Source organism: Planomicrobium sp. CPCC 101079 (genome assembly GCF_007859275.1).
GTDB lineage: Bacteria > Bacillota > Bacilli > Bacillales_A > Planococcaceae > Planococcus.
Map to the genome: position 1 here is coordinate 186659 of NZ_VOHC01000030.1, position 16424 is coordinate 203082.

At 39.6% G+C, this 16424-nt stretch carries 15 protein-coding genes; 7 read left to right on the forward strand and 8 right to left on the reverse strand.

The genetic code is table 11. The annotated features are described in order from the left end of the window. Nucleotides 1-3: 3 nt before the first annotated feature. From FQV28_RS15975 to FQV28_RS15990, 4 genes are all read left to right on the forward strand, one after another. A complete protein-coding gene (locus FQV28_RS15975) occupies nt 4-1149 on the forward strand; it encodes a glycosyltransferase family 4 protein (RefSeq protein WP_146497506.1) in 1146 nt (381 codons plus the stop codon). A gap of 37 nt (nt 1150-1186) precedes the next feature. Further along, on the forward strand, nt 1187-1633 hold the full coding sequence (locus tag FQV28_RS15980; protein WP_146497507.1) for a GtrA family protein: 447 nt from the start codon (nt 1187-1189) through the stop codon (nt 1631-1633). A 573-nt stretch (nt 1634-2206) separates the two neighbouring features. Next, nucleotides 2207-3262: an SDR family oxidoreductase gene (locus FQV28_RS15985; protein WP_146497508.1), complete on the forward strand. Its 1056-nt coding sequence runs from the start codon at nt 2207-2209 to the stop codon at nt 3260-3262. Between the two features lie 90 nt (nt 3263-3352). After that, nucleotides 3353-3604: a hypothetical protein gene (locus FQV28_RS15990; protein WP_146497509.1), complete on the forward strand. Its 252-nt coding sequence runs from the start codon at nt 3353-3355 to the stop codon at nt 3602-3604. Nucleotides 3605-3853: 249 nt separating this feature from the next. Here the strand turns inward: FQV28_RS15990 and FQV28_RS15995 are convergent, their stop codons facing one another. Next, nucleotides 3854-4699, reverse strand: a complete 846-nt coding sequence (locus tag FQV28_RS15995) for a class I SAM-dependent methyltransferase (protein ID WP_146497510.1) — start codon at nt 4697-4699, stop codon at nt 3854-3856. 558 nt (nt 4700-5257) lie between these two features. On the opposite strand from FQV28_RS15995, the gene FQV28_RS16000 reads away from it, so the two are divergent. Then, nucleotides 5258-5818 (forward strand): Ltp family lipoprotein, encoded by a 561-nt coding sequence (locus tag FQV28_RS16000; protein WP_186763916.1) that lies wholly within the window; start codon nt 5258-5260, stop codon nt 5816-5818. Nucleotides 5819-6126: 308 nt separating this feature from the next. Here FQV28_RS16000 and FQV28_RS16005 read toward each other — a convergent pair whose 3' ends face one another. Continuing rightward, nucleotides 6127-6636, reverse strand: a complete 510-nt coding sequence (locus tag FQV28_RS16005) for a YfiT family bacillithiol transferase (protein WP_146497512.1) — start codon at nt 6634-6636, stop codon at nt 6127-6129. A 530-nt stretch (nt 6637-7166) separates the two neighbouring features. Here FQV28_RS16005 and FQV28_RS16010 point away from each other — a divergent pair. Both FQV28_RS16010 and FQV28_RS16015 read left to right on the forward strand, forming a co-directional pair. Continuing rightward, nucleotides 7167-8210 (forward strand): DNA/RNA non-specific endonuclease, encoded by a 1044-nt coding sequence (locus tag FQV28_RS16010; RefSeq protein ID WP_255472984.1) that lies wholly within the window; start codon nt 7167-7169, stop codon nt 8208-8210. 447 nt (nt 8211-8657) lie between these two features. Further along, complete coding sequence (locus tag FQV28_RS16015; protein WP_146497562.1) at nt 8658-9704, forward strand: aromatic acid exporter family protein; 1047 nt, start codon at nt 8658-8660, stop codon at nt 9702-9704. Nucleotides 9705-9906: 202 nt separating this feature from the next. Here the strand turns inward: FQV28_RS16015 and FQV28_RS16020 are convergent, their stop codons facing one another. The 6 genes from FQV28_RS16020 to FQV28_RS16045 all read right to left on the reverse strand — a co-directional run bounded on the left by FQV28_RS16020 (nt 9907) and on the right by FQV28_RS16045 (nt 16249). Then, the gene (locus FQV28_RS16020) at nt 9907-10362 is read right to left on the reverse strand and encodes a hypothetical protein (RefSeq protein ID WP_146497514.1); all 456 of its coding nucleotides are present in this window, start codon (nt 10360-10362) and stop codon (nt 9907-9909) included. A gap of 329 nt (nt 10363-10691) precedes the next feature. Then, nucleotides 10692-11231: a TIR domain-containing protein gene (locus tag FQV28_RS16025; protein WP_146497515.1), complete on the reverse strand. Its 540-nt coding sequence runs from the start codon at nt 11229-11231 to the stop codon at nt 10692-10694. After that, a complete protein-coding gene (locus FQV28_RS16030) occupies nt 11221-12057 on the reverse strand; it encodes a macro domain-containing protein (RefSeq protein ID WP_146497516.1) in 837 nt (278 codons plus the stop codon). Before FQV28_RS16030 ends, FQV28_RS16025 begins: the two co-directional genes overlap by 11 nt. A 189-nt stretch (nt 12058-12246) precedes the next feature. Further along, nucleotides 12247-13428 carry a retron St85 family RNA-directed DNA polymerase gene (locus FQV28_RS16035; protein WP_146497517.1) on the reverse strand — a complete coding sequence of 394 codons (1182 nt, stop codon included), beginning with the start codon at nt 13426-13428 and terminating at the stop codon, nt 12247-12249. A gap of 181 nt (nt 13429-13609) precedes the next feature. Next, the gene (locus FQV28_RS16040; RefSeq protein ID WP_146497518.1) at nt 13610-14515 is read right to left on the reverse strand and encodes a retron St85 family effector protein; all 906 of its coding nucleotides are present in this window, start codon (nt 14513-14515) and stop codon (nt 13610-13612) included. Between the two features lie 123 nt (nt 14516-14638). Beyond that, nucleotides 14639-16249, reverse strand: a complete 1611-nt coding sequence (locus tag FQV28_RS16045; RefSeq protein WP_146497519.1) for a DUF2075 domain-containing protein — start codon at nt 16247-16249, stop codon at nt 14639-14641. Nucleotides 16250-16424: the final 175 nt, after the last annotated feature.

Consider the following 16424-nt stretch of genomic DNA (forward strand, 5'->3'; position numbering starts at 1 on the left):
TTCATGAAAATTATGATCATCACCGAAACGTTCCTGCCCTCGACGGATGGGGTTGTGACCAGGCTGACCGCCTGTATCCGCTGGCTGCACAAAGACGGCCATGAAGTGCAGATTGTGGCGCCGGACCTCGGGGTCTATGAATTTGACGGTGCGGAAGTGAAAGGCGTCCCCGCCTACGCATTCTTTTTTTACCGTTCCAAAAAATTTGCCTTCCCGAATAAAATCGTCAAAAAATACATCAAAGACTTCGACCCTGATGTAATCCATGTCGTCAACCCGGCGGTTGTCGGCTATTCCGGGGTCAACTACGCCAAAAAATTGGATATCCCGTTGGTCGCTTCCTATCATACGAACATCCCCCAGTATATGACGTATTACAAGCTGGGGATGTTCAACGGACTAATGTGGTGGCATTTGCGGAAAATGCACAACAAAGCAGCGGTCAATCTTTGCACGTCCAATACCGTCCAACAGGAACTGACCGAAAGAGGCTTCGAACGGATGCAGCTCTGGAAACGCGGAGTGGATTTGGAAAAATTCAATCCCCGCCATTCCAGCGAGGCGATGAGAAATCTATTATCCGGCGGCAAAAAAGAAAAAATTCTTCTGCTCTATGTAGGCCGCTTGGCGGCTGAGAAAGAAATCGAGAAAATCCGCAGTATATTATTGGGATCTGACCGATTTTGCCTGGCGATTGTTGGAGACGGCCCTCACCGCAGTTCGCTGGAAAAGCATTTCAATGGAACAGACACCGTCTTTACCGGCTTCCTGCACGGGGACGAACTGGCTTCCGCTTTTGCTTCTTCCGATGTTTTCGTCTTCCCTTCCACTACCGAGACATTGGGACTTGTGATTATGGAAGCGATGGCTTCCGGCCTGCCAATCATTGCGGCGGAAAGCGGACCGACGAAAGAACAAGTGGTTTCAGGAAGGAATGGCTTACTGTACGACAAGGAAGATCCCGCTAGCTTCCAAGAAACCATTTTACAGCTGGAAGATGAAAACTTGCGCCGAACACTTGCGGAACAAGCTGTGATCGACGTATCGGAACTGGGCTGGGCAGCCGCTGCAGAACAAATACGCGACATCTACCTGCAAGTGGCTGAAGCCAAAAACAGCGTTTCTTCCAAGCCAGTGGAAACTTCGTAAACGATTAAATTCCGGATTTTGAGAACAGAGGGATCGCATGGAGCAAAAGCAAAAAAGGCGCACGCCTATTCAGACCCTGCAATTCAGCATCATTGGAATTGCAAACGCTGTTGTGGATATCGGTTCCCTGAATTTGCTGCTGTTCTTCTTTCCTACTGACGAACGATGGATGCTGTCGATTTTAAACACGATCGCCTATTCATTAGCAGTGGCAAACAGCTATATATGGAATTCCCTCATCACTTTTCGCCACGCGGCGGAAGGCAGCGCCAAGCAGCGAATCGGCTTTGTCCTGCAAGGCGGCTTTAGCCTTTTGATCAATACCGGCATCTTTTTGGCAGCTAATGAAATTCTTAAGCTTTTCGGGATCCCTGACTGGCTCCGTTATAACCTTGCCAAAGGCATTGCGATGTTCTCATCTTTTACAGCCAGCTTTTTTATGATCAAATATCTGGTATTCAAGGATTTTAAACAGAAGAAATGAACTGATTGGGTTTGGTAATTTTCAAGCAGTTGAATGGACTATCCGAAAACTTCAAAATACTTTCTGTTCTGGGGTGAATACTTTCCATTTCGAATAAAATACTTTCCAAAACAGCCTGTTTACTTTCCGTTCTCAAATTTCTCATCGTAAAGAGGATAACCCAGCACATAATGGGTCATCCTCTTTTTTATTCCTTATCGGGCTGCGCATCCTTCGCTGATGTTGTTAATTCAACTAAATTCTCGCTTCCCTAGCAAAACTGCTTTCGGAGAAACAAGCGCGGCATCCTTCAAGTTCACGCGTGATTCTTAGCGACATCCGTATACCGCTCTACTCGCTTTTTGAGGTCAGGTGTGATTTCCTTGTAATCATTGTCAGCGGTTTTATAAGTTCTTTATTCGAATGGATTCAAGTGGTTCCATCGCTGCATAGAATGGATTCATTATGGTAAATCATACTGTCTAGCTTCAATTGTGTTCGGCGCATGGTTGATCTACACACCCGAATTTGATTTAAACCCATGCTCTTTTGGGTAAACAGAAGTTTAGAATTCTATTTAGGAGGCGCAGCGCTATGAAAAAAACAGCAGTGGTTGCTGGAGCTACAGGAGTTATCGGCAAATATATCATCGATTATTTCAAAGATCAGGAAGATTGGACAGTGATCGGCCTTGCCCGGAATATCCCGGAAGATGAGCCGAACGTCCGCTATATCTCCGTGAATATGCTGGAGCCGGATGAGATGAACCTAAAATTATCCTCACTTGGGGATGCAACTCATTTTATCTACGCGGCCTATCAAGACTATGAAGCGGATCCTCAGCAGCAAGTTGACGTGAACTTGGCCATGTTCAAAAACACATTGGATGCGATAGAGGAAAATGCGCCTGCTCTGGAGCGGGTCATTTTGATGCAAGGAGCCAAAGCATACGGCGTTCACCTTGGGCCGATCAAGACACCTGCCAAAGAAACCGATGCACGCCACATGCCGCCAAACTTCTATTACGACCAGGAGGACTATATGCGGGAAGCCCAGCTAGGCAAGGAATGGACTTGGACCATTTTGCGGCCGGATGTCGTATGTGGATTTTCAATTGGAAAACCGATGAACCTTGCGATGGTCATCGGCGCCTATGCAGCCATTTCAAAAGAGCTTGGCCTGCCGCTGCGCTTCCCTGGAAAAGCCTATCCGTTCCTTGCACAGATGACCGATGCCACGTTGCTCGCACGCTGCACACTTTGGGCAGCATTAGAAGAAAGATGCGCATTTGAAACGTTCAATGTAACAAATGGCGATTTTTTCCGGTGGGAAGATATGTGGAAACAGATTGCCGATTTTTTCGGTATGGAATCCGCCCCGCCGAAACCGCCGATCTCGTTGACACGCATGATGGCGGATAAAGAAAAATTGTGGCAGCAGATGGTGGAAAAGTATGATTTGCAGGACATTCCCTATCAGAAACTCGCTCTTTGGGGATTCGGGGATTTCATCTTTAATTGCGATTACGATGTCATGTCGGATACGACGAAACTTCGGAAATTCGGTTTTTTAGAGTTCGTCGACACCGAAGAAATGTTTTTGAAACTCTTCACTGAGTTCCAGGAAAGCAACGTGTTGCCCCGTATATAAGCAAGCGTCAAACAGCTGTTTACCCAAATCGACAGCAGAAGGAAATCGAATCATTCAAGAAACTGAAAGCATGCTTAAGGAGGATGAAAATTGGAACAGAAACTAGCAGTAACCAATGATGTACTGTTTTTCGCTTTTAAATATGCATTAGGCAGCAGTTCAGATGAATCTGTACTTGTGATTGATACACTCAAAGAAAATATTAAGAGCATAGAAGCAGTTGATCTGAGAGAATATATCCGTGAAATATATGAATTTAGAAATTCAGGCAAGATTACAGATGAAGCGGCTTGGCTGGATTTTGTAGATTATCTTCAGGAAGAATTACAGAGCAGAGAGTAATAAAAAAGCGCTTCAATCACGCTGATATATAGAAATCCGCTTCATTGTTAAATGAAGCGGATTTTTTATGTGAGATCACTCTATACTTCAAATTATGTTTGCCACATGAGGGCATTTAGTTCGTTAAGGCACTCCCGATATGCTCCGATTGACGCTCTATCCGGATTGAACTTTCCGCTCGAACCTCCCCTGTTCCTATAGCCAATTATATTCTTTGCATTGAAGATTATATTCTTTGCATTGAAGATTTTATTCTCCGATAAATGCAAAAGCAGCCAGCGGTTTTATCGGACCTGAAGTTAAGGCATGTTTCAATAACCCCATTTCCGACTCGATCAAGCCCTTCAGCTTTACCGGCATCCGTCCGAAGGCTTCGGTTTTCGCTTCGAAATCGGCGAGAAGCTGCTGCACTTCCCACTCGCCGTCCTGCAAATCAGGCGAATCGATTGACTCTTCAGCCGTGATGGTCCAGCCTGCCTGCTTGGCGATGGGGCGAAGGCTATCCGGCGTGAACAAGGTGCGGACATTCGATTCGCTGGTTTCTTTGAACGCCTCGTACTGGGCCTGGATCAGCACCGACAAGAAATGCGGATACTGGTCAATCCGGCTGACCCGCATGTCCCACTCGGCAAAGCACAACTTTTTGCCCCAGCCCCTCAGTTTTTTCAGAACGGCCTCCAGTTCGTCGGCCGACTGCATATACCAGGAACTATGGGACAAGACGATGGCATCAAATTCTTTTTCCCGGAATTCAATTTTCTCAGATAAAATATCCGTTTCGAAATCCACACGGATGCGTTCGCCCAAGCGGGATTGCTTCAACTTGCCGATTGCATCGCCCAGCGTAATCGGCATGCCGTAATCCGCCGGGGCGATATCAATGCCGTGCACCCTTCCCGCCTCCCCGGCAAGATGTGCTAATACCGCCGTCGTATCCCCTTGGCCGCAGCCGATTTCAAGTATCTTGTCCCCCGCTTTGATCTCCCAGAATTCGGCCAATTTCAACCGGTGGGCTGTCTGGATTTTTTGTATGCTGCTGTCGCCGCCTGCAATGGCCATGCAGGCGGTGATTTCGTCGATTGTTTGTTGGGTCATTAGTGGGCTCCTTTTGTTTAAATGCTGTCAGCTTATCTTATTCTACAGCGGGAGCGGCCAATCCTTTTTCATGAGCAGCTCCGAGTGGACGCTGCCGCTTTTACTTTGCGAATGGAAAAGCCATCTATGAGGCTGCCCGGAAAATGGGGGTTCTTGTATCTGAAGCAAGATTTAACGAGAAGTACTCGGGAGACTTTGAATGGTAAGCTACTTTACTTCATTTCGCTTCCTACGGAGCAACATAGTGCCCCAAACACTTTATAAAGGAGAATAAAATGAAAAACCAAACCTATAATGCTCATGCACCAGATATGATTGTTATTTTCCCTGGGCAACTACTTCTAATTTAAACTGATGAAATTTTCTTTGGTACAAGGCCAATTTTTTATAACACTGAATTGACAATTCTAATATGATTGTTTTTTTACTTTTGGCCTAATAGCAAATAAAATAATTAGTCTATAGACATATATTTTATTTTATTTTTTCTTAACAGGGTAGAGAAAAATGTAATAATATGTTATAAATGTTAAGAATAGAATTGAAAGGGTGTTTGTATTGGGTTCAAAAGAAAAAGTGAAAAAACCATTCTATAAAAAATGGTGGGTGTGGCTAATAGCAATTATTATAATTTTCGCTATCGGTTCTCCAAAAGAAGAAACAGAAAAAGCATCTGAAAGTGTTGCACCTGCTGAAACTGAAGCAGCTGAAACAACAAATGCAACTGAAGAAACAACTTCAACCGAAGCTAAGACTGAAGAAGAATCAGAAGAAGCTGAAGTAGTTGAGGAAGAGGAAGTAGAAGTAGAAGAGATACCGAGAGAACATAAAGCTGCTTTACAAAAAGCAGAATCCTATGCTCAAACTATGCATATGTCCAAAAAAGCTATCTATGATCAGCTAGTATCTGAATATGGTGAACAATTCCCAGAAGAAGCGGCACAATACGCCATGGACAATCTTGAGTATGATTGGAAGGCAAATGCATTAAAAAAAGCAGAATCCTATGCCGAAGATATGGCGATGTCTACATCAGCGGTTTATGATCAATTAGTTTCTGAATATGGTGAGCAGTTCACTCCTGAAGAAGCGCAATATGCTATTGATAATCTAAAATAAAGCATAAAAAAGATACGAGTTATTTCTCGTATCTTTTTTATGCTTTAGATAGTATTGGCCCAGTAAAGCAGAACAGTTCCGAAATAGTTTATAAAATTGAATTACTCAGAGCTTCTAGCAGATTCCAGAGTGTCCCTATATCTAGTGCAACTATGACTACTTAAGTTATATTTTTTAAATGCAATGAAGATCCTTTTCTTTCTTGACTTTGTGAATTTTTTATACATTGATTTTAAACGATGAAACTGATTCTGATAAAGGAGGCAATTTATTTATAGCTTATACTATGTTTGACACATTAGAGCAATTCAGTTCGCCAAAGCAATCTTGATATGTTCCAAATGATGCTCTTCGTGCCAGCACAGTTTCGCGAGTTTCGTTGCGACGCTGATTTCACCGTTCGTTTCGTGGGTAAAGACGCGGTCCAATTGCCCTTCCGTCACATGCTGCCCAAGTGCGACGATTCGTTCGTTCAAGCCTTCCAGCATCCGGATTGAACTTTCCACCGGCAGGTCATTGTCCGGAAGCGCCGCCCATTTTTCCTGATCAAAAGCGGGAACCGTCGGATTCGCATCCGTCAACGCCAGCTTCAGGCGCTGATACATATTGAGCTGCGAATCCGCGATATGATGCACCAACTGGCGGACAGTCCAGCTGCCTTCCCGGTACGTCTTGCTCAATTGCTCGTCATCCAGTCCATCGACCGCTTGCCGCAGCCGCGTGGTATAACTTTCGATTTTCCCCAGCCAGCCTTGCACATCTTCAGCTTTCACGTTTTCAGGAACCTCTAATTTTCCAATGGGAAATTTCACATCCATTTTTCCAACCTCTTTTCCTTATCCGTATTTGTGGAGTCTCGTATTACGCCCAATATACCAATGGGTTTGGATTTTGTAAACTGGCTGACTGTGCGCTCGAATGCAGAGTCCCGATTGCACCTTCCACCCCACTATTTGTAGTTATGGATTTTCTTTCTATCCAGAGCCAGTTTTATTATAACGAGGATATGAGCCGATCAATCATTTAATACAAATAATTCCAAACATTAATTTATTATTTCCTATTATTTACCTTTCTAATCATGTTATAGTCATCTTTGGAAACAGCAATATAGAGGAGGAAATAATAAATGAGTGTTGTATTTATATTATTGTTGCTGGTTGCCTTACTGGCTTTTGCTGCGAGCATCGTGATGTTACTTCTCAGTGCTTTGTTCAAAAAAGGGCTGACTGTTAAGCAAGCTGGCCTTGCGGCGGGTGTTTCATTTGCAGTGATAATTGGTTCTGCTATTGGCGTCGGATTTACAGCAGAAGAAGTTGAAACTGCAGCCGACGTCGAAAGTGAACAAATGGAAGCGCAGAAACAAAAAGCGGACGAGGAAAAAGCTGAAGAACAACGTATTGCCCAAGAAGAAATTGAGAAACAGGCTGCGGAAGAAAAGGAAAAAGCGGCGGCTGAGAAGCTTGCGAAAGAGAAAGAAGCCGAAGAAAAAGCGAAGGCTGAAGAGCTTGCGAAAGAGAAAGAAGCCGAAGAAAAAGCGAAGGCTGAAGAGCTTGCGAAAGAGAAAGAAGCGCAGGAACTGGCTGCAAAAGAAAAAGCAGCTGCAGAAGCAGAAGCCCAAAAAAATAATGAATTGTTCGCAGGATACGAACTTATCGAAGTTGATGGCGGTGAATTGTCTGGATATCGCGAACCTAAAGTTGTTGTAGACATTGGGTATGGGGACCGTGAATATTGGGCATTTACGAATGAACACGGGCAACTGGTGCGTGTCGTTGCAGCCGAAATCATTGTACAGGATGACAATAGCGAACCTGTATTATCGACTGGCAGATATTACTCAGATGAGGCGAAGGTTCCTGGCGTCGAAAGTGATATTTTAGACGAAGGGCATGTCATTGCGGATTCTCTCGGAGGGGTATCGAATGCCTATAATATCACCCCACAGGAAAGCACGCTTAACCGGCATGGTGATCAAGCTTATATGGAAGATGCCATCCGCGATGCAGGCGGTGCGACCGATTTTGAAGCCATCATCACCTACCCGGATACGGAAACGCAGATTCCTTCAAGTTATCAGTATTCGTATACGGTAATGGGCAACGAAGTCGTTGATACATTTGACAACGTGAACCCTGATGAAGTAAACGCGTCACTCGGTTTAACCGACAGTGAACCTGCTGAGTCAAGCCCTGCAGCTCCAGAGAGTGCCCCTGCGGAGTCAGCCCCTGCAAACACAGGCGGAGATGTTTCCAGTGTGGATCTAAACGGCAATGGACAAGTGACGATTAGCGAAGCAAAAGCAGCAGGCTTCCCTATGCCGATTACCAGCAATCATTGGTTATATCAGTATATGGATGATCGAGATGGTGATGGTATGGTCGGCGAGTAAGCCCTAAGAGTATGTACTGATTTGCACTGAAGATTTACTTCCACGGGAGTAGATTTTCCGAAAAAGAAATCCGCCCTCTAGTTGAAGAGGGCGGATTTTTTGTATATGCGGAATGCTGTTTGACACAAGGAAAGGGTTTCTTAATCGGCATTCCGATACCTGAACAAAGATTCGTATGAATGAACCCGGTAATCGGTTTCAAAGGAAGCGCGGCTCCAGATGCTCTCTATAAGGTGAACCTTTTAAAGGTGTGCCTTCGTAAGATGAACGCTTTTTTCTATATCGCTTTAATTATACGAAACACATTCTAAAAAAGGTTCAAAAGTTTAGTGCGAGACTGGATGAAGCAAGCTTCAGCTCACGGAATTGCCTTGGATTCTATATAGAAATGGATGATATACTGAACTCTAGCGGAATACTACGTAAAGGAGAGGGTGGTCCAATATGATGCGATCCTTCCGTTTCAATGGCAGCCGAATTGTGAAAACGGGCATAGCCATATTTTTAACAGCCACGATATGTCTTTGGTTTGGCTGGCCGCCTGTCTTTGCGGTCATCACGGCAATTGTTACGATTGAACCGACTGTCAGCGATTCGATCAAAAAGGGGCTTGTCCGGTTTCCAGCATCTGCTATCGGTTCTGCATTCGCCGTTTTCTTTATTACACTCTTCGGGAACGCCCCGATCACCTATACGCTCGCTGCTGTTGCCACGATTTTAGCCTGTTCCAGACTCAATCTGCATGCCGGCTTGCTCGTTGCCACATTGACATCTGTCGCGATGGTGGAAGTCATCCACGACAATTTCCTGATCTCTTTCTTCATTCGATTAGGGACGACCACTATTGGTTTGCTCGTGTCTACCGCTGTAAACATGCTCGTTTTCCCGCCAAACTATCGGACAGATATTCTAAAAAGCATCCAAAGCATTAGTGAACGTGCCGGGAGCATGCTGGAACACACATTCCGAACGATCCTGTTTGACGGTGATGCGAACCTTCAAGAAGATAGGGAGATCGTTAAGCGGCTGACTACGGAAATCAGGAAGACGGAGAAATTGATCCATTTCCAGCGCGATGAAGCGAGTCTATACCCTTGGGTCCGCAATCGCGAAGCCGAGCTTCAGATGGCGGAAAGGCAATTGCTGTTTTTACATAATCTCGAGTTCCATTTGGATGCTTTGCTTCGCGTCCCTCTGCACGATATCGAGTGGACAAAAGCTGAGCGGGATCTTATCATGCATGCCGTCACGGCGCTTGCGGACGACTTGCGGCATTCCACCAGTTACGACCACGAAAAGCATCAGCACCAATTAAAAAAGATTACAGACCTATTCTGGGAGAACAGCAAAAGTGTAACGGCAAGCGATGCCATGCATCCTACCCTGTTTCCGCCAGAGTTCACGATCCTTTATGAGCTCATCACGATTTATGATTTGGTGGATAAGTTTTTTGATCCGGATAGTGTGAAGGCTGCGAGGGAAGCGGAAATTTGATCTATCGTTTACTGGCACAGTAATTACTTTAATTAATGATTTTTAGATTCTATAACTAGTAATTTCGCAGCTAAACACAGGAAAGCCGTATCCGTTAACCTTTAAGGTCAGTGGATACGACTTTTTCTAGATGTGATTGTAGTTATAATAAGCTGAATTGAGTTTGACATAGAAGACGATTTTTATTCAACTATATTATCAATCATTTATGAACATCCGTTATCTCTTTCATCAATTGAATCCATTCTTCTCGCTTGAAATCATACAACGCCAGCTCCGTTTTTCTCAGGACCAGGTGGATGCTGTCGAACTTTTCATCTGAACGGAATCTCCACCAGCTTTTGGCGTTTGAAGGTTTGGTGCCTGGCTCGTAATAAGTCAACGTGATTTCGGGATCGATGATGTCCTCCACCCGGTCAATATCTAAATAATCAGGCGGAAAATCAATATAGAGACCGAGTGCCGCTTTATGAGGCGTAATAGACCCAATTTTATACGACGATTCTGCATCCTTATTTTCAAGAGCCTCACTCCAAGGAACCGGTTTATTGCTGGCGATTAGATGCCGACCGTCCTCTTTCGGTTCAATCCTGCAATTCGGAAGACTGTTAAACACTTCGAGCATCTCGTTCATTTTTTGTTCTACGGTTTTGTCCACTTTGTTATCCCGTCCTTTTCAATTCATCTATCATCCATAAAGGCTGCAATTCCTTCTAGGCAAGATGCTACTGCTTACTATAAGAAGATTTAAATTTCACTAACTGATATTCTATCACGTTCTCTTAATAGCTCCATGTTCATTTCCTTACTTTTCTAAAATTACGCTTTTGCTTCTCAAGGAACGACACAATTCTCATACAATTTTAGAGATGAATAAAAAGAAAAAGCCACACCCAAGTTGCTGATCCAGCGGATGTGGTAGTATATAAAATAATATTGTATTGTCACAATTGATTAAAATTGTTTCTTACCCTCGAATGTAATTTCTCACTTATAAATTAAGCGAGCATTCATGAATTTTTTTTCGTGAACCGTCATATCTCCTAATGCACGCTTTGCTAATTCTTTAGTGAAATGTATATGTAAGCAGGATATGTCATTTCTATTGTTATTATTTAATCTCTGTTTTAGAGCCCTTGGCCATCTTTCCTCCAAAACAGGCCATAAATTAGAAATTTTTGTATCTTTTATATTAGGATAAGCAATTATTAAAGGTAATTTATAGGTATCTAAAGCTTCTTCAATCTCATAATTTAAAAAACCTCGATCATAATTAGTATCATGTGATAATATTAAAAACATGACTTTGGAATGGCTAAGTCGTTCTCTTAGAACTCTTTGCAAAGTTTCTTTTTTACTTGAATCTCTCACTGCACTTGTTTTTTCGTGACTATCAATATATCTGAAATCTTCTCCTTTTTCTTGAGCCCATATCTTTAATAATCTAAAATACTTAATGTCAGATTCTGTTGGATTTGTTGTACCTTGACCGTCAAAAGCTGCATAAACACCGTTTCTATAAGCCATTCTCTACACTCCTTAATCTATAAAAATTAATTTTATCTTTTTTAGATTCGTGAATTATAATTGAGACGCAAGAAGGGTGAGTAAACTTAATCCTACTTACTTTAAATGTCCATATTAACAATTCTAATAATTCTTGCTCTGTTACCATACTGTATCCTTTAAATCTTGTTATTCCAGAACCTAATAATGGTATTGCTACAGTACGGCCACCATAAACAATATCTATCTCATTCCAAAAATTTATCAAGAAGTTAATATAGTCATTCATGTGTAGATAGGCCCTGTTATTTTCATCAAACTTTGCAAAGGCAGTAAGTAAATAATCTTCATGTTGATAAATGCTTCCCAAATTATATTGCTTATTCTTCCCCATCATTCTATGTTCATTAATATTTATTATTTTTTCATTTAATTTATAATCATTATCAATTAAACTATCAAGATTATTTAAATCCGCAACTACATTCTTAATATACATACCATTTAAAGTTTTATCAGAAATAATCACATTATCTACACAAGTATCGAAATATTCATTAAAAGGAATTACTTTTAATTCATTTTCTTCAAAAATATTTCCTATTTTAATATTTACAACTGAGTTATTAATACTTAAGTTCACGTTATCTGCAAGGTTAGCTCTTATCCACATTATAAAATATGTTATAAACAATAAAATGAATAGTACTATACCTATTGCAAATCTATGTTTATTTGGTATATCAACCGCAATTAAAACAAATGACAAAACCACACTTAAACTTGACAATATAAATAAGTAGTTTTTTAATAGCGTTTTGTCAAAAAAGCTAACTTTTACTTTCAACTTTTTATCCTCCATTATCTGAGTTTATTTAAAACATTTTATATAAAGTAATAGTAGATTACTTTAATAAAAAACTGCGAGTCCATAGTTAGCCTTACTAACTATGGACTCGCAGTCAATTATGTCAATGAACAATATTTGACATCGATGATTGTCTTTAAACATTTAAAGTAAGGCTTATGAAATGTCTTAAAAAATAGATGTAGGATCTTCATCATCCTTATTTTCAACTAATAAGTTTTCCGCTTTTTTAAAATAATCTCTTAAACCTTTCAAATATCCTTTCTCAACTAAAAACTCAAATCTTCTTTCTTCATAATAAAGCCATTCATAGTCATCGCTATATCCAGCACCAACAAATTCCACATACTCAGCGCTTTCTATATCTCGATACAGCTTATTTTCATTGAAAGCATTAACTGTACTTGAAAAGTGGTTATAATCTTTCTTGAAAATGTTAATAATGTATTCTTTTATCTTTTCTAAATATCCCTTTTCAATTGAATTAATGTAAGAGACATAGCCCCTTATTATATTATTTTTTGAATAATCTTCAGAAACTATACTATGATGAATCATGGCTCTCACTTTTTTCTTTAATTCTTTTGAGGCCTTCAAATTCCCATTGTTTACTGTAATGCCATTAACTTTTTTATGTGATCCTGGCGAAAGTAATCTTGTTTTAAAATGATTAATTTTTAAATTTTCATCTATAATTATATCTTCAATAATATTTTTAATTTTTTTTAGCGTTAGTTTATTGTCACATGAAAAAGTTAAATCATCTGCATATCTTGTGTATAGCACATCTCTTTTAGAACACAGACCTGTTAGGCGCCTATCCAACTTATAACAAATTAAATTAGATAAGTAAGGCGAACATACTCCTCCTTGGGGTAATGTGCCATTTAACGTACAGATATTAGTTAGAACATGAGAAATATATGTATTATAGCCTAAACTTTTAAAAACAAGAAAAATTCGTTCTTTATCGATACTATCGAAGAAACTTTCTAAATCTAATTGCAAAATGTATAAACTATACTGATGATAGCGAGCATTTTTTATACTTCCATTTCCAAAATCTTTTTTAAAAGCCATTGATTCATTAGAAACTTTCACTTTTTCAAGAATTTCGGATAAAATCCACCTTTGAACTAACTTCATTGAATAACTGGGAGAATTTATTTCTCTTACTTCTCCATTTTTCTTATCCAAGTAGAATTTTTTATAATAAGATTCACTATTTTGTGATAATAAAAAAAGAAGTTGATTACTAAGACCAGTTAGATACGAGATATCATTTAGATCTTTCATCACAGGTAAATTTAATGCATTCAAAATAAAACTATTAGTAAAATCAGATTTCATACTACCGCTCCTCTTACCAAAAACAATTTTATCTGAAGAAGGTGGAGAACTTCACTGTCGTGGAGTTTTACTCCTTCTTCTGATGAATCAATTCCTTGCTTTACACAACAGGAGACGAACCATCTCCCACATAACTAAACTCCAAAACCATGTACATGTTTGGGCATCTAATCAGTGACATCTAAGAGGAACGGTAATACTTATCGTTAATGATACTAAACCTTATACTATCGTACAACTTGTTTCTATCTTTTATGTTAGTTTCTTCTAAAACTTCAATAACTTTTTGGTAACCTATTTCTGTTAACAAATACTCAGAATTATTCCCCACTTTATTTTTATATATAATTTTATCTTTATATAGAAGTTTTAAAGTAGGTCTAAACATTGTTTCGAAGTCTTTTACACTAAAATCATTTTCTTCGAAAAGACGCTTTAATGAAGCAGACAATTTTTTGCTTTCTATTTTTGTAAAAAAATACAAGATTAATGGTATAAAGTGGTGTAAACCAATTAATGTATTAATTGGTTTATAACTGCTGGTTGCCGCGGAATTTAACTGATGTCTCTTTGTGTTTCTAAAAGCTTTTAAAAGTTGGCTACTTACTACCTTTAAATCATCTTCATAAAAGATTACTCTTTCTTCATTAATTTTTCTTAAGATTTTTACCGGACCCAGCATTATAAAACTTTTTTGCTTTTTACGTTTTTTTTCTATTAAAGCAATTACTTTATCAACAGTGTTGTCGTTATTTGTAAATGCTCCTAACTCAACTAAGGAACCTGGACTTTCACATACAATACAAATGATATCGCTATTATCTGCTAGGAATCTTTCTAGACTTAATAAATCATAATTTTTATCGTGATTTAGCATTTCAATAAATAAATCTTCGGGATAAAGCACTCTAATATTATTGTCTTCTTCTAGTAATATTCTTAATTTATCACGAACAGACTTAGTCTTCTTACTACTCGCTCCCCCACACAAGAAAACATCAATAAAATTTTGTGGCGTTTCTTTATAAATTTCATTATATATTTTACTAAAAGTAGTTTGATGAAAAGTAATATCCCTAGTGTCCAATTCCTTCACCTCTTTAACTTAATCAGTTTATGAGTTTCATTTCGCTTCCCTAGTAACAATATAATATTGATTGTAGTTTATTATCAAAATCGTTTAGAAAAATTACAGTTGCAGGCTCTTCTCTCAAAGTTCTAAAAGTCGCTTCCTCAACTCTTCATCACTAGCATAAATATAGAGCCCCTTCATCCCCCTCTTCATCAACACATTTATTGAATTCAATATGATCTGTTCTTTCGCTCTTTCAACATCCTCAATGCCATCTTTTCCTCTGAATGCTTCGGTATCGCTGTATTTTTCAGTAAGAATCTTCAAGCAATCATTTTGGTCATCATAAGTAACGGATGGCCCCAAAATAACCCCTACGTAATTCAGATCGAAGCCTTGAATCGTGTAGATGGATCCCGCCTCTTTGATTGTCTCCGGCTTTTCTGCCCAGGTGTTTTTGGTATCGGTTAAATTCCAGGGGATTTCGAGATTGTCTTCTCTAATGTAGTACTGCTCGCCGTCTTTCTTATGCTCATAATCGAATGTCGAAACCACTCTGGAGAGACCGTGTTCTTTATTCTTTTCCACTATGGCATCATGCATTTCCTTAGCAGAGTCGAATATTTTAAAGTCATACAGCTCATCTTTTGGTAACTCCAGAATTCGCTTCTCTACAAAATTATCGATCCAGTCGATTACATCGTCTCCAGCATTCATACGGAATTGTTCTTTTAAAACGTAGGGCTCTTCTCTTTGATAGCCTGACACTATTTTCTTGAGCCGCTCCTTGTCCCAATAGCTTTTCAGTTTTAAGACCTGTTTTTCATCGTAGACAACGATAACGACTTTGCTATGCTTAATGATTTCTTCCAATTGATTGTCTTCATTGAATCCATTGAAAGCATCGGCTCTGCTCAGCAATAAATGCGCTTCGTCAACCAGGACAACATCCGCTTTTTCTGTAGTTTTCTTCTGCTTGTTAATGAAACTTGTGGGCTTGTCGAAATTATTCTTTTTAAGGAACTTCACGTTAGCAGCGATGTTTTTATACGTTTTTAGCATCTCTGAATGATTGACGAGCAAATAATTCTTTGTTTGATGAAGATTGGAATTTTTATCAGCCGCTAGCTCTTGGATGCTGTTGAATACAGAACTCAGGACCACACTCTTCCCTACACCGGCTTCGCCCTTTACCATGAAGACAAAGGTTTCATTATCCTTGATATGCTCTTCGCATACTTCCAGGATCTTGGTTTTAAGCTCGAGTTGCGTCATTGTCAGCTCTTTGAAAGGAGAAAGCTTAAAAATATCCCTGTTTTCAATCACATGAGCTGGGTTATTTACCATCTTCCTTTTCAATAGTTCCTTCCATATATCATTGAATATCTCTTTGTCGTAGAATTCCTTGTTATGGTAGTTATGCGTAACGCTTTGCGCAGTCTGACTCTTGTTCTGTAGTCTATAACGGTCATCACCTAAGAAGTAATTAATCAGCTTAGTTTCCAGGTTATAAGTAGCTGAGCGATGAAACTCCTCGTGAATAATAAGGGTCATTTTCTCTAAGTTTTTCCGTTCCTTATTATTTAAATGCGATTTCATTCTATTTTTAAACGCTACCGTTTCCCCAATATATACAGTCGTATTATTGTTAAGAAAATAGACAACTGGATAATCAAAGTAACGCTCACTTTTGATTTGATCTAAGGCACTTCTATCAAAATCCCATGTTTTCAGTTCAACTAATCCCATATTTATCGTGCCCTTCTAAGTATTTATTAGAGTATAAAAGACTTTATAGATGCGGAAAGAAATACCTATTTATAAAAAAAACATAACTATAACTACAATCCAGTTTTTATTACCTTAATATTAGCATTATTTAACTATCTTTTTACTACTTTTGGAAAATTTCTTGTAATTAGTA

Coding starts and splice junctions, on each gene's coding strand:
- FQV28_RS15975 (WP_146497506.1), top strand. CDS start 4: ATGAAAATTATGATCATCACCGAAACGTTCCTGCCCTCGACGGATGGG.
- FQV28_RS15980 (WP_146497507.1), top strand. CDS start 1,187: ATGGAGCAAAAGCAAAAAAGGCGCACGCCTATTCAGACCCTGCAATTC.
- FQV28_RS15985 (WP_146497508.1), top strand. CDS start 2,207: ATGAAAAAAACAGCAGTGGTTGCTGGAGCTACAGGAGTTATCGGCAAA.
- FQV28_RS15995 (WP_146497510.1), bottom strand. CDS start 4,699: ATGACCCAACAAACAATCGACGAAATCACCGCCTGCATGGCCATTGCA.
- FQV28_RS16005 (WP_146497512.1), bottom strand. CDS start 6,636: ATGGATGTGAAATTTCCCATTGGAAAATTAGAGGTTCCTGAAAACGTG.
- FQV28_RS16010 (WP_255472984.1), top strand. CDS start 7,167: ATGGAAGCGCAGAAACAAAAAGCGGACGAGGAAAAAGCTGAAGAACAA.
- FQV28_RS16015 (WP_146497562.1), top strand. CDS start 8,658: ATGCGATCCTTCCGTTTCAATGGCAGCCGAATTGTGAAAACGGGCATA.
- FQV28_RS16025 (WP_146497515.1), bottom strand. CDS start 11,231: ATGGCTTATAGAAACGGTGTTTATGCAGCTTTTGACGGTCAAGGTACA.
- FQV28_RS16035 (WP_146497517.1), bottom strand. CDS start 13,428: ATGAAATCTGATTTTACTAATAGTTTTATTTTGAATGCATTAAATTTA.
- FQV28_RS16045 (WP_146497519.1), bottom strand. CDS start 16,249: ATGGGATTAGTTGAACTGAAAACATGGGATTTTGATAGAAGTGCCTTA.